Below are 13,689 nucleotides of genomic sequence, written 5' to 3'. Positions count from 1 at the left end.
GTCTTTTTTGTTGTGAATTTATTGAGAATTGATTTGTATGATGTTGTTAAAGAAATAAAGAAAGGAAGAGATACAATGAAAACAATCATAAAAAGAAGTATACTTGATTATTTAAAGAACCCTGTTTTGTGGATTGGCTTGATTATTATAGTTGCCAGTATGTATCAATGTCTGTCATCGTATTTGCAAATTCATTATATCAAACCGAATGAAAAGATCACACAAAATGACGTAGCATTGGAAGATGCTGATGTCATGGATGGGTACATTCCCACATCTGATGATAAAGAAAGAAGAAGGGAGTGGGAAGATACGATCAAAGAGACGTTAATGGACACCTCCAAAAATGGTTTTGGATTTAGCAGGCAGGAAGCAGATCATGTAATGAAAGAAATTCAGAATATGGATGTAAAGACTGCTTCTGAGTTTTTGGAATCCCAATATGGCTATTATAATGCAATATATGCTTATGATGACCTTGAAATTCATAAGGGGACAGCAGAAGAAATCAATCATTATATCGAGCGGAAATTATCCGAACATTCTTTTTCCTGGTACTTTGCCAAAAAATTTACGGATTTTGCAGGATTGCATATGGCTTTTTTTGCAACAGTCTTGCTATCATTTTTATTTATTCAGGATACACGAAAAAGTACCTATGAATTATTACATACAAAGCCTGTTACGGCAGTCCAATATATATGTGGGAAAGTAATAAGCGGATTCATTAGTATGCTGGGAGTATTAGTGATTTTGAATGTTATATTCTTTATGCTGTGTTTGAAAACGTCTTTAGAATCGGGCTTTCCAGTAACACCAATTGATTTTTGCGTGAATTCTCTGATCTATATTATTCCGAATCTTTTGATGATATGTTGTGTCTATACAATTACAGCAGTAATATTTAAAAATCCGCTTCCGGCAGCACCAATCTTGTTTTTACACATTATATATTCAAATATGCTGACCATGAAGAATGATATTTATTATATGAGACCGTTCTCTATTATGGTGCGATTCCCTGGCAGATTTTTTGAAACACATGTAGCCAAAATGTCAAACATAAATCAGATTATTCTTGTAATTTCATCAGTTATATTAGTATGTATTTCTGTTACAATCTGGAAAAGGAGGAGGGTTCATTGAAAACGGAACTAAAAAACTGCCTGTCGTTATATAAGATTTTTTATTCATGTGCATTTATACTGATATTGTGTGCTATTCATCCGATTATATACTATGAAGAAATCGGTTCAGCGATTCAGTCGCCAATAGCATTTTTAACAATTATTTTTTGTAGTGACACATATTTGATGGAAGTAAAAAGTAAGCGTGCCGATGTATTTCATTTGTATGATCAAAAAAAGCAGTTAAAAGTAATATCGCAGAGAGTGGGCGTTCAAATATTATATTTATTAATGCTTTCCTGTGTTGGATATGTTTTGTTTTTCTGGCAAAAACCGGGCAGTGTAAACGAAGGCATTTCGGGTATTCAGATATTTCTTTTATATTTCATTGCAATGTTTGGAACTATCTGGCTTTGGAGTATATGCTCTGTGATTTTGTGTACATTACTTCGAAATATGTGGGCAGGTATTGGATGTTTATTTGGAATTGTCATTGGACTTATATCAAAAGCGGGAAGTTCATTTTTCGGAAATCTGGGATTGTTTTCTTTCAGCTTTTGTGAACCTACTCAATTAATGTCCGAGAGTTGGATTTATGGAACGCTTGTGTCTTTTATAGCGGGGCTGTTTTTATTTGCAGTATTACCAATGACTTTAAAGAAAAGAGGATAGATTATGAGTATTAGAATAAATGATTTAACAGTTAGATTTAAAAATGGTGTAGTTGCAGTAAATAAGGCATCTCTTGAAATACCTAAGGGAATTTACGGACTTTTGGGTGAGAATGGTGCCGGAAAAACCACTTTGATGAGGGTTCTTACAACTGTTTTAAAACAAACGGAAGGAATGGTTTCCCTTGATGGAATTCTGTATAACGAGGGAAATTATGAAAAAATACAGAAAAAGATTGGTTATCTTCCACAGGAAATCGACTTATATCCGAATCTTACGGTGAAAGAATGCCTTGTATATATGGGTGGACTATCAGGAGTATCCACAAATGACCTCAAACAAAGAATTACCTATTATTTGGAAAAGACTTCTCTTACAGAGCATCAGAATAAAAAAATGCGGCAATTATCTGGTGGTATGAAGAGACGTGTCGGACTCATACAGGCACTTCTTAATAATCCGGATTTTTTGATTATTGATGAACCTACCACCGGGTTAGATCCGGAAGAAAGAATCAGGATCCGCAATCTTTTGGTTGATTTTTCAAAGGATAGAACTGTGCTGTTTTCCACTCATGTAGTAGAAGATTTAGCAGCAACCTGTACACAGCTTGCTATTATGAAAAAAGGAAGTTTTTTATATTCCGGAAGCGTGAGTAGGTTGCTGGAAAATGCAAAGGGCTGTGTTTGGAATTGTACGGTACAAAATGCAGAAGAAGCCAGTTTGTTAGAAGCCAATTATTCTATATCATCTAAGCAGTATGTAGAGAATGGAATTCATATGAAAGTATTAAGCAAAGGAAAGCCAAATGAGAATTGTGTCCTGGATAATGATATCACTTTAGAAGATGCATATCTTTATTTGACGAATAGTTGAATATAACGGCGGGCAAGTTGCCCGCCGTAAATTATGCTTATTTTGTTAAAAGACCGGATAGATTTTTTCCAATGCAAAATCCAATCTGTGGATATAACTCCTGAATTTCCTGATATTTTGCTTCAATCATTTCTGGTTCATCAGCCCAGATCTTTTCATATATTTTGAAAGCTCTTTTAAAATGTGTTTTGGCTTGTGAAAGATTGGCGGTCATCAAATAAATGGTTCCAAGGGTTTCCTGAACTTTGGCATAATCCAGACAGTCATCGGAATGGTATTCCTTGATGATGCCGGACAATTTTTGCAATTCGGAGATGCCTCTTTCGGGTTCCTGCTGTTCTGTCAGGAACATTGCATAATTGGCAATCTGAGGTATGCTGTCATTTATATGAAGCAGGTTAAATTGGTCAAGCAGTGAGATACTTTTTTCCATGTGTTCTCTTGCGAGATCGGGATGACCGTTCATGCGGTAAAGTCCACCGAGATTGGCATGAAGGTTGGAAACAAGACGAGCATTGTCAGCAGTGATATTTTCTATCTGGGCAAGTGCATCCTTTTCCAGTTTTATTGCTTTTTCAGGTTTGGTTTCAAGGGTTGCTTGAAAATCCAGTAATAACGCCCGGTCAGAGTTGGTGCCAATGCTTTTTGTCTTTAACAGCACCTTCAGTTCCTGAATGATTCCCTTCATACCTTTGTGATAGTTATAGTTATCCATGTATGGAAATGCATTTTCCAGAAAAAGCAGATACTTTGGCATATCATCTTTTTCAATCAATTCTATGATATTTCCGATTGTTTGAAATAGCTTTTTATAATAATCTACTTCCATTCCATGCATTAAACATATGTGCTGTAAAGAATCCAGCAACGTGTGACAACTACTTACAGATGGTTTTGTCTCTGAAAGGGTGATTTCCTGAATCATCGGATGCAGAGAGATAGTGCGACGTGTTGTTGTCTGAACGAAACCAGTCTCAATTAAATCGTTGATTTCATTTAGTGTGGACAGTTCCAGCCATTTGGCAAATATACGGGCAGAAATACCGGTGGAAGGAAGAAAGCACATATTACACATGATATCCTGCTGTTTAAGAGATAAAGTGTATAAAGAAAACAGCGTATGGATATGACTATAATAGGTGGCTTTGCTGCTTTGTCCATCTTTGATTATTTTAATTTTATCTTCGTTATGGAAAGATGCTTTTTCCACCTGAAGTCTTGTTAATAACTGGTCTGGAGTCGAGATTCCATTTTCCAGAAGTTTTGCTGCCAGTTCCACGGCAAAAGTATGAGAGTGAACAGTTTCGATGATCTTTTCAACTGTTGCCCGGTACGTGTCTGCCTCTGAATAAAATACTGATGCCAGCTGGAAGAGAGCGTTCATATCTGATATTTCTTTTAATGGCAGAGTACAGTATTCATCCAGTTTGCTTCTAGTTGTAAACAAAATCTGGCAGCGATATTTTAATACTACTGACAGAAAGCTGTCTTGTGTAGCAGTGACATTAAAATTATCTATGATAAGCAGAGTATCAGATTTCAGGGAACGCAGAAAACGGTTATGTCTTTGAAACCGTTCCTGTTCACTGATTTCTGGTGGATCATCAATAAAATCCATGTCAGTAATATCCTGATGAAGATTGCCGGTATATTCTACATAAAGGATATTGGTGTAATGCCTCATGTACCGCTTTGCGTAGGCTTTGGCAAGTTCACTTTTTCCGATGCCGGCGATTCCGTAAAGAAAAACATGACGGTTTTCCTCAAGCATGGTATATAATTCTTCCAGTTCTTTATCTCTTCCGATAAAATGACGGCATGGTTTCGGAACCTCACTATCCATAATATAATCCAGCACAATGGGGGATAAAGCCCCTCCGGCGAGTAGCTTCTGATTTTTGGTATTACGTTTGATGAATTGGCGTTCCATGCCAAAAGAAATCAGTTTTGCAAGAAACAGCAGTCTTGAACTGGCTGGTTTGTACAGAGAAGCCAGATTTTTCTTTTTTGCATCTGAGATGCTGTCATCCTGAATGAATAAAGTGTAAATATCTTGTATAGTCATATTACAGTCAGACATCAGTGGAAGAAGATTCTGGTGGATGGTATGGGCTAATTTTTCCTGATTGGATGGCTTGGAATAGTAAGCGGATATTTTAGGACTGATTTTAGCCTGACCAGTCATCCAGCGGCAAACCAGACCGTTGTCCATTGAAAAATCCTGATTTGCCGGATCATCCATAAAATCTTCAAATAATTCGTATAAAAAATCAGGCTGACTCATTTGATTACTTTCGCTGATATGATTTTTTAAGCAAGTGCTAATAGAAGAAAAATCGCATCGATTCAATAGAAATTCCCCTTTCGTAGTTAAGATTGAGTATATCTATCATAACACGAACATATATTCGGTTCAAGAAAATGTGGATATTTTTAAAGTGATTGTGTCAATTTGCAATCAATTTCTATTCAATGTGGTTTTCCGGCAGGTTCTGTAAAATAAGCTCAGATCAAAACAATGACGGGAGGAGCTTATGCAACAGAATATTGAATTTGAGCGGTGCATTGATTTTCTGGTACGGATGATTGATAAGTACGGCGAAGAAGTCCTCCGGGAGTTGGAGGAAGAAAAACAGAATAAGGAAGAAAAAACAGCATAGAATACTTCTGAGCGGGTATGGCTAAGAATGTTTTGGCGTATTGACAGGACATTTAAAATGACGTATACTAAGCTCAGTGATCGTTCTGTAGAAACTTGCGAAGCCTACAGGCGGGGGAGAGCCTGCGGGTCTCTCCCTCTTTTGTTTTAAGGAGAAATGATATGCAGACACCGAAAAAATTCTCTTCTTTTAGTGACCAGGTTTCTTGGATCAGTGATGAAAAGGGAATAAAAATAAAAGACAGAGAATATGCGGAAGAGATGTTACGTCAAATAGGATATTTTCCTCTTATGGGAGGATATAAACATCTTTTTAGAATATCGAATACAAAGAAATATAAAGTAGGAACAAGTTTTGAAGAAATAGTCAGTCTGTATAAGTTTGATGCAGAGCTTAGAGAGTTGTTCTTTAAATATTTACTGCAGATTGAGCGACAGATGCGTTCTTTGATGTCATACTATTTTACTGAAATGTATGGAGCAGAGCAGAAGCAGTACCTGGATGCTAATAATTATAATAATACAAAAAGAAATCATGCAACAATCGTAAAGTTGATAGCGACCTTGAAACGGGCAACAACGACCACAGATTATACATATATCAACTATTACCGCAAGACATATGGTGAAATTCCATTATGGGTTTTGGCAAATGTACTTACGTTTGGAAACTTATCAAAAATGTTTCGAGTATTTCCTCAATCTTTAAAATCAAAAGTATCAAAAAACTTTGAACCTTTGAATCAGCATCAGATGGAGCAGTTTCTATCTGTTCTCACTAAGTATAGGAATGTATGTGCCCATGGGGAACGACTGTTTACATACAGAACAGTAGATGCTATTGCGGATACACCGCTTCATAAAAAACTTTCATTACCACAGAGCGGTAATCAGTATGAAAAAGGAAAACAGGATCTGTTTGCTGTGGTGATTGCTTTTAGATATCTATTACCTGGAAAAGATTTTCTGGAATTTAAAAGAAAGCTTATAAAAGAGATTGACCGAGTAAACAGAGAGGTAGAGCATATAAGCGAAACGGAATTATTGAATAAAATGGGTTTCCCGGAAAACTGGAAAAATATTACCAGATACCATTTAAAGTAAAGAAATATCCTCTAAGAGATAGTGAAATACCTATTGTCTTAGAGGATTTTTTTGTATTAATTATAGGATTGACAAAGAAATGAGTCAATAAGAAAATAAGTATTGAAAATAGTTGGAACAAGTACTAAAATAAAGTTGGGACAATAAAACGGAGTTATACTGCGAGGAAGATTATGAAGAATAAAAAGATTAAATGCGATATATATACCAGAGTATCCACAACCATGCAGGTGGATGGCTACAGTCTGGATGCTCAGAAAGAAAAACTCAAGAGATATGCAGAATTTCAGAATATGGAAATCGTAAATGAGTATTCTGATGAAGGTAAGTCTGGAAAAAGCGTAGAGGGCAGACCGGAATTTCAGAGAATGTTGGATAATATTGAGAATGGAACAGATGAGGTACAGTTTGTACTGGTGTTCAAGCTTTCCAGATTCGGTCGTAATGCGGCAGATGTGTTAAACTCTCTGCAAAGAATGCAGGATTTTGGAGTGAATCTGATCTGTGTAGAAGATGGAATTGACAGTTCAAAAGATAGTGGAAAGCTGATGATTTCTGTTCTGTCTGCGGTGGCAGAGATTGAACGAGAGAATATCCTTGTTCAGACAATGGAGGGACGTAAGCAGAAAGCCAGGGAAGGAAAATGGAACGGTGGATTTGCTCCATATGGCTATGAATTGGTAAATGGAGAATTGCAGATTGCAGAGGATGAAGCGGAAATTATTCGTCTGATCTATGATAAATTTATTCATACCAATATGGGAATCTCTGCGATTGCTGCATGGCTGAACCAGCATGGATATAAAAAGAAAAAACGACAGAATAATACACTGGACGCATTTGCCGCATCATTTATAAAAGGCGTTCTGGATAATCCGGTATACTGTGGAAAGCTGGCTTATGGACGAAGGAAAAACGAGAAAGTTTCTGGTACAAGAAATGAATATCGCATTGTAAAGCAGGAAAATTATATGCTGCACGATGGTATCCATGAAGGGATTATTTCGGAAACAGACTGGGAGCTGGCTCATCAAAAACGGGAAAAAACAGGTGTGAAATATGAAAAGATACATAGTCTCGATCATGAGCATATTTTATCCGGAATATTGAGATGCCCGTTATGTGGAAGTGGTATGTATGGAAACGTGAACCGAAAGAAAAAGAAAGACGGAACTTTATATAAGGATTATTTCTATTATGCCTGCAAACATCGTCGCCTGGTAGATGGTCATAAATGTGGATATCGTAAACAATGGAGTGAGGAGAAGATTAACAATGCAGTGGAAGAAGTTATTCGGAAGCTGGTGAAGAATCCTAAATTTGAAGAAGCAATTCTGAATAAAATCGGTTCAAGAATAGATACAGAAGAAATAGAAAAAGAGATTGAAAGACTGGAAAAACAGCACAGACAGCTGACCGGAGCAAAAGGAAGACTTGGACAGCAGATGGATAGCCTGGATATCATGGATAAATTTTATGAGAAGAAATATCAGGATATGGAGACAAGGTTATACCGTCTGTATGATGAAATTGAAGGTGTGGAGAACAGTATAGAGGAAGTAAAGAATCGCCTGTTGAATATCCAGCAACAGAAAATATCAGAAGAAAACGTCTATCAATTTCTTTTATATTTTGATAAACTATATGATAAGTTCACCTATCTGGAGAAGAAAGAATTTCTTAACAGCTTTGTAGAACGGGTGGACATTTACGAGCAGGAGCAGCCAGATGGCAGATTCCTGAAGCACATAAAGTTCCGTTTTCCGGTGTATTTTGGAGACAGGGAAATACAGGAACTTTGTTGGGACAACGAAAGTACCGTTGAGACGGTATGTCTTTTGTCCAAACTTCATGAGGCGAAGCATCATGTGAATGTGAGACTGGATATGGATGAGTTAGATATTACCTCTGCTGAGAGTAAAGCAACCTATGAGGAAATCAAGTCATATGTGGCAGAGCATAATGAGGGGATGAAAGTATCTAACCTTTATATTGCGCAGGTTAAGGCTAAGTATGGAATTATAGAGCGTGAGAATTACAATAAACCTAAATCTGATGATACCAGACAGCCTAAGTGTCCGAAGGAGAAAGAGGATGCGATTGTTGAGGCATTAGAATTTTTTAAAATGATTTAGAGGAAGGTCTAATAGGCATGTATTTTACAAAATATGTCTATAAAAATGGAGAGTATTGGGAATGAGTGAATTGTGGGATGTATATACAATAGATCGGAAGAAAAATGGAAAAATTTGCGCTCGTGGAGAACAGGAGAATCTTTTGAAAGATGAATTTCATTTATGGGTTATGGTTTGGATTAAGAATCCTAAAACCGGGAAATATTTGGTGTCACAGCGCTCGGCAGATAAGGATACGGATCCATTAAAGTGGGAAACTGTTGCGGGACATTCCATAGCAGGAGATACCAGTTTAGATGCTGCTTTAAGAGAAGTATTTGAGGAAGTAGGAATCACGTTAGAACGTGAAAAAGCAACTGTTCTTGCTACAAAAGTAGCTCTTACTTATGACGGATTTAGACATAACTGGATAAGAGATTCTTATTATTTTGAAACAACAGAAGAACCAGACCTACAAAGAGCAACAACAAATGAAGTGATTCAAACAAGATGGCTCACAGTAGCGGAAATTAGAAAAATGTATGATCATGGTGATTGCTGTCTGAATGTGAAAGATATTTTTGGATTTGAGGACAACCCTGTCCCATCAAACCGATATCAGGATATTATTGGTCAAGTAGTAAGCGGAAAGATAGATCGTCCTAAGGGAAGCTACCACCCACGTCATAAAGAGATGATTTATCCAATCAATTATGGGTATGTTACCGGGATAAAAGGTGGAGACGGAGCAGAGCAGGATATCTATCTTTTTGGAGAGAATTCGGCTGTTGCAGAATATACAGGAAAAGTTATTGCAGTATATCATCGATATGATGATAATGAAACGAAATGGATTGTGGTTCCTTGTGACGAAAAAGGAGTTATACATAGTGATATAGAACTTCCGAGTGATGATGAAATATATGCACAGATTGCATTTCAAGAACAGTTTTTTAGTGGCGTTTTGATAAGATAGAAAATTGGTTTTTGTGTATGGAAAGGACGCGGATAATATGCATAAAATTACAGAACTTCCGGCATGGGAGAGGCTATTCAAGAGAATAGTATGGAAACAGATAGGAGAAATAGAAGGAAAAAGAATACTTGATTTTGGAAGTGGTGAAGGAATCACAGCAAATTATTTCGCAGAAAAGAATGAAGTGATTGCAATAGAACCATCGCAAGAAATGCTGACAAATGCTTGGAAAGATTATCAATATACACAAATAATGGGCGATGTTAAAACTTTATCAGCATTTGCTGATAAAACTTTTGATATTATCATTTGTCACAATGTACTCGAGTATGTTGATAACAAGGAAGAGGTAATAAAGGTTTTGACTAGAGTGCTTAAGCAGAACGGAATTTTATCTATTGTAAAACATAACAGACCGGGACGCGTAATGCAAATGGCAGTTTTGCTTGATGATTTTGAAAAGGCAAATGCAATTCTTGATGGAAAAAACAGCACAGCTTCTAAGTTTGGGACTATAAGATATTATGAAGATAATGATATTACTAAATGGGAGCCACAATTAACTATCTCAGCTAATTTTGGAATAAGAACTTTCTGGGATTTGCAGCAGAATCAACAAAAGCATGGGGATGAAGATTGGCAGGAGAAAATGATGCAGCTTGAGTTAAGAGTATCACAGATACAGGAGTACAGAGATATTGCATTCTTCCACCATCTTTTGCTGAAAAAGATTTAGACTGCATTAAATGAAATATATGGCAATCAGCTGACATATTTAATCGACAGGTAGCTTTTCTTCATTGTAAGTATGACTTGACAAAAACGAACAAATATTCTATATTTAACAGCGGAGATTTTATACCCAAAAGCAGAAAATACGAATGTACAAATGGAGCTCAAACCCTTGTGGTTTGGGCTTTTTCTAATTTTGTAGAAAATCTGAGAACAACTATTTCTAAAAAGTCAATTATCATTTTGTAATGGAAAATGGACAGAATTATTCACAAAACTATTTGTACAATACTAACAATTTTTTGAGCGGATATAGTCTTGTAAAAGTGGCAGCATGGCAATCGAGTAACATCGGTTGCTTTTTTTGTTGCCTATTTTTAGAAAGTCATCAAATGCCCTGATAGAATGATTTCTAAAAAACAAAGTAAAAAGAGTGGAGGAAATGCAAAGTGAAAGAGTATTCAAAAGGTATTTATGTGAAATTTAAACCGGAGGAGGTGGAAATATTGCATGATCGGATGAAGGAAGCCGGAGTTCATAATATGAGTGCGTATATCAGGAAGATGGCGTTAAACGGGTATGTAATAATCTCTGAATGGCCTGATTTGAACCGGGTAATATCTTTGCATACAAGGATTAGTAATGATCTCAATCAGTATGCTAAGAAAGCAAATGAAATGGGTAAGCTGTATGAAGAGGATATTGCAGAAATAAAAAAGATGAATAATGAGCAAACAGAACTTCTGAAAAAGGCACTTGAAGCAGTTATTCATCTATATGAGGAGGATTCAAAGAAGAGAAGGTGAATTGATAAAAAGCGTTAGCGTGGCTCTGCGGTTTATCCGCAGTTCGAGGGGATTGGGGCATTCCCCAACAAGCAAAAATGCGCCGGGTATATACCGGTGCACTGCTTGCCAATTTGTGAAATAGCATTTGGAGAATGATTTGGGAAAGCCGGTGTTCAAATTGAGAAAGCGTTGCATATTTACAAAATGTAAAGAAGGAAGGATTGAGGTTATGGAGAATTGTTTACTTTTTTCAGATTACCAAAATGCTTGGTGAATAATGTGTACTTTGCGGAGTTATCAGCAGATGCAAAGCTATTATATGCATTCTTTTTAGACCGTGTTTCCCTGTCAATAAAAAATGGATGGATTGATGACAAAGGAAGGGTGTTTATCTATTATTCGGTAAAAAGAGTTTGCAAGGATTTGAATTGTGGCACTCAAAAAGCCTGCAAACTATTGGATGAGCTGGAGAAGGCGGGAGCACTTGAACGAAAGAGGCAAGGACCGGGTAAGCCTAACAAGTTGTATCTTAAAAAAGTATTTTGAGGGATATTCACACAGGTAAAAATCAAAAAAGAAGAGGAGTGAAAATCACATCTAGGAATTTTGATTTATGCACCCACAGAGTTTTGATTCTTACGTATTTAGAACTGTAGAAATCAAAGCCTAATAAAACTAATAATAACAATACTAATTTTAATAATATCTATCTTATCCTATCAGGGAATGAAAGGACATCACTATGGATGGGATACGATGGATTTCAATGACAATGTCAGAAAGGATTTTAATTATGGTTAAGAATAAAGTGGTTCTAAAAGAAAGAGATGCCTGGAGTGATTTGGCAAATTTTATCGGAGAAATGGTAGCAAAGTATGCAGAAGCGATGGATTTGGATAGTTTGCCAGATCCGGATCATTATCTTCTCATGAAAAGAATTAAACAGCTGTATGTTGAATTTTATAAACCGAAGAATATAGTAAAATTCAGAAATACAAAAATCTCTATTGAAAGAAAAGCTGTCGCATGATATTATAACCGTAAAGACGGATATTAAAATCGCAAAATACGGATGCACATGAAATGTTGGTGGAGGAAAAATCATGATTATCAGTGAAAGAATTTTTTATATGATGGAGCAGAAGAACATAACGCAGTTGGAACTCTCAAGAAGAACTGGAATTGCAACGAGTAACATCAGTGACTGGAAAAAGAAAAAGACAAATCCAAAAGCGGATTGTTTGCTTTCAATATGTGATGCATTAGATATTACTCCTGAACAGCTTTTAACGGGGAAGGGAATTGACCCGGAATATAAAGATGCAGATATGGATTATGAAGTCACTAGGGCGGATATTAAGATTTTAAAACAGATACATAGTCTAGGTGATGAGCAGTATAAACGACTGATGGCGTATATAAAGGCCTTGCAGAAGTTGGAACAGATGGAGAGTATTGTGGAGGATTGATTAATCTCAAGTTGCGTTAACGTTCAAGGTGAATTAACTGCACCTTGAATCAAAAATCCATGAAGTCACAATTTGTGACTTCATGAAATGGAATTGAAAAATCAATCTGACGGAACTAATAACCGGTTTGGTAGGAGGAAAAATGGAAGATACAAAGGAATTGATTACTACAGATGATATTCGTAGTAAAGTGTATATAATTCGCGGACAGCAGGTAATGCTGGATAAAGATTTAGCAGAAATCTATGGATATGAAGTCAAACGATTAAATGAGCAGGTGAAGCGGAACATTAGTAGATTTCCAGAGGATTTCATGTTTCAACTAAATAGAGAAGAAATACCGGAGGGATTTTCAAAGTCGCAATTTGCGACTTTGAACGAAAAGAGTAATAGACAGGGATCCAATATTAAAAAGATGCCTTTTGCGTTTACAGAGCAAGGAATCTATATGCTTGCTACAGTACTTCGCGGAGAATTAGCAGAGCAACAAAGCATTTTTATTATGCGTACCTTTAGAGAAATGCGACATTATATTAAACAGAACCAGCAATTTGTAACAAGATCTGAAATGGAGTTACTATCATCTAAAGTTACTGAAATATCAGTGCAGACAACTGGGTTAATAGATAAACAGAAACAAACAGACCAAAAGGTTAATTTGATTCAAAAGAATGTTGAACAGCTAAGTGAGAATTTTATTTCGGAAAAAGATGTCAAGAATTTTGTGATTTATAAAGGCCAGAAGTTAGAAGCTGACATTGCATACATAGAAATCTACCAACAGGCAAATAAATCAATCTATGTTGTGGATGATTATATGAATGCAAAATCATTACAACACCTTTCACAGAAAGCAGATGGCGTGGAAGTTGTTTTATTCACAGAGAATGGAAAAGGTGGGAGAGGATTTCTTACGAACTCTTTAGTGACGGATTTTCAAAATGAATATCCAACGATTCGGATTAAGCCGAATCCTGATTGTCACGACAGGTTAATTATACTTGATTATGGGGAAAAGACAGAACTGGTTTATCATTGTGGAGCATCCAGTAAGGATGCAGGGAAGAAACTTTGTGCCATCAATCAGATTACAGAGACAGCAATTATTCATCCGGTAATAGACAGATTACTTTCACTGCCAGATAAACAGGTATAATTAGTAGCTATGCTTT

The 13,689-nt window shown here is 36.3% G+C and carries 12 protein-coding genes and 1 pseudogene; 12 read left to right on the top strand and 1 reads right to left on the bottom strand.

Annotated features, from left to right (window positions below):
* The first annotated feature begins 75 nt into the window (after positions 1–75).
* From DXB73_RS01240 to DXB73_RS01230, 3 genes are all read left to right on the top strand, one after another.
* On the top strand, positions 76–1,146 hold the full coding sequence (locus tag DXB73_RS01240) for an ABC transporter permease subunit (protein ID WP_117688332.1): 1,071 nt from the start codon (positions 76–78) through the stop codon (positions 1,144–1,146).
* Positions 1,147–1,313: 167 nt separating this feature from the next.
* Positions 1,314–1,799 carry a transporter gene (locus tag DXB73_RS01235; protein ID WP_118507673.1) on the top strand — a complete coding sequence of 162 codons (486 nt, stop codon included), beginning with the start codon at positions 1,314–1,316 and terminating at the stop codon, positions 1,797–1,799.
* Between the two features lie 3 nt (positions 1,800–1,802).
* Complete coding sequence (locus tag DXB73_RS01230) at positions 1,803–2,675, top strand: ATP-binding cassette domain-containing protein (RefSeq protein ID WP_118689880.1); 873 nt, start codon at positions 1,803–1,805, stop codon at positions 2,673–2,675.
* 37 nt (positions 2,676–2,712) lie between these two features.
* On the opposite strand, the gene DXB73_RS01225 is transcribed toward DXB73_RS01230, so the two are convergent.
* On the bottom strand, positions 2,713–4,959 hold the full coding sequence (locus DXB73_RS01225; RefSeq protein WP_118689879.1) for a tetratricopeptide repeat protein: 2,247 nt from the start codon (positions 4,957–4,959) through the stop codon (positions 2,713–2,715).
* 250 nt (positions 4,960–5,209) lie between these two features.
* On the opposite strand from DXB73_RS01225, the gene DXB73_RS15035 reads away from it, so the two are divergent.
* The 9 genes and pseudogenes from DXB73_RS15035 (at position 5,210) to DXB73_RS01180 (ending at position 13,673) form a co-directional block, all read left to right on the top strand.
* The gene (locus DXB73_RS15035; protein WP_015540934.1) at positions 5,210–5,335 is read left to right on the top strand and encodes a hypothetical protein; all 126 of its coding nucleotides are present in this window, start codon (positions 5,210–5,212) and stop codon (positions 5,333–5,335) included.
* 161 nt (positions 5,336–5,496) lie between these two features.
* Complete coding sequence (locus DXB73_RS01220; protein WP_015540935.1) at positions 5,497–6,438, top strand: Abi family protein; 942 nt, start codon at positions 5,497–5,499, stop codon at positions 6,436–6,438.
* A gap of 173 nt (positions 6,439–6,611) precedes the next feature.
* A pseudogene (locus tag DXB73_RS01215) lies at positions 6,612–8,279 on the top strand (recombinase family protein); the annotation flags it as partial.
* A gap of 355 nt (positions 8,280–8,634) precedes the next feature.
* Positions 8,635–9,528: an NUDIX domain-containing protein gene (locus DXB73_RS01210; protein WP_118689877.1), complete on the top strand. Its 894-nt coding sequence runs from the start codon at positions 8,635–8,637 to the stop codon at positions 9,526–9,528.
* 37 nt (positions 9,529–9,565) lie between these two features.
* The gene (locus tag DXB73_RS01205; protein ID WP_118689876.1) at positions 9,566–10,264 is read left to right on the top strand and encodes a class I SAM-dependent methyltransferase; all 699 of its coding nucleotides are present in this window, start codon (positions 9,566–9,568) and stop codon (positions 10,262–10,264) included.
* Positions 10,265–10,709: 445 nt separating this feature from the next.
* Positions 10,710–11,066, top strand: a complete 357-nt coding sequence (locus DXB73_RS01200) for a hypothetical protein (protein ID WP_118689875.1) — start codon at positions 10,710–10,712, stop codon at positions 11,064–11,066.
* Positions 11,067–11,841: 775 nt separating this feature from the next.
* Positions 11,842–12,078: a hypothetical protein gene (locus tag DXB73_RS01190; protein ID WP_118689874.1), complete on the top strand. Its 237-nt coding sequence runs from the start codon at positions 11,842–11,844 to the stop codon at positions 12,076–12,078.
* Positions 12,079–12,151: 73 nt separating this feature from the next.
* On the top strand, positions 12,152–12,517 hold the full coding sequence (locus DXB73_RS01185) for a helix-turn-helix domain-containing protein (RefSeq protein ID WP_118689873.1): 366 nt from the start codon (positions 12,152–12,154) through the stop codon (positions 12,515–12,517).
* Between the two features lie 142 nt (positions 12,518–12,659).
* Positions 12,660–13,673 carry an ORF6N domain-containing protein gene (locus DXB73_RS01180; RefSeq protein ID WP_118689872.1) on the top strand — a complete coding sequence of 338 codons (1,014 nt, stop codon included), beginning with the start codon at positions 12,660–12,662 and terminating at the stop codon, positions 13,671–13,673.
* Positions 13,674–13,689: the final 16 nt, after the last annotated feature.

This window comes from Clostridium sp. OM05-6BH, assembly GCF_003481635.1.
Lineage (GTDB): Bacteria > Bacillota > Clostridia > Lachnospirales > Lachnospiraceae > Butyribacter.
The sequence above is the reverse complement of the archived record's forward strand: the minus strand, read 5'-3'. Positions and strand labels throughout refer to the sequence as shown.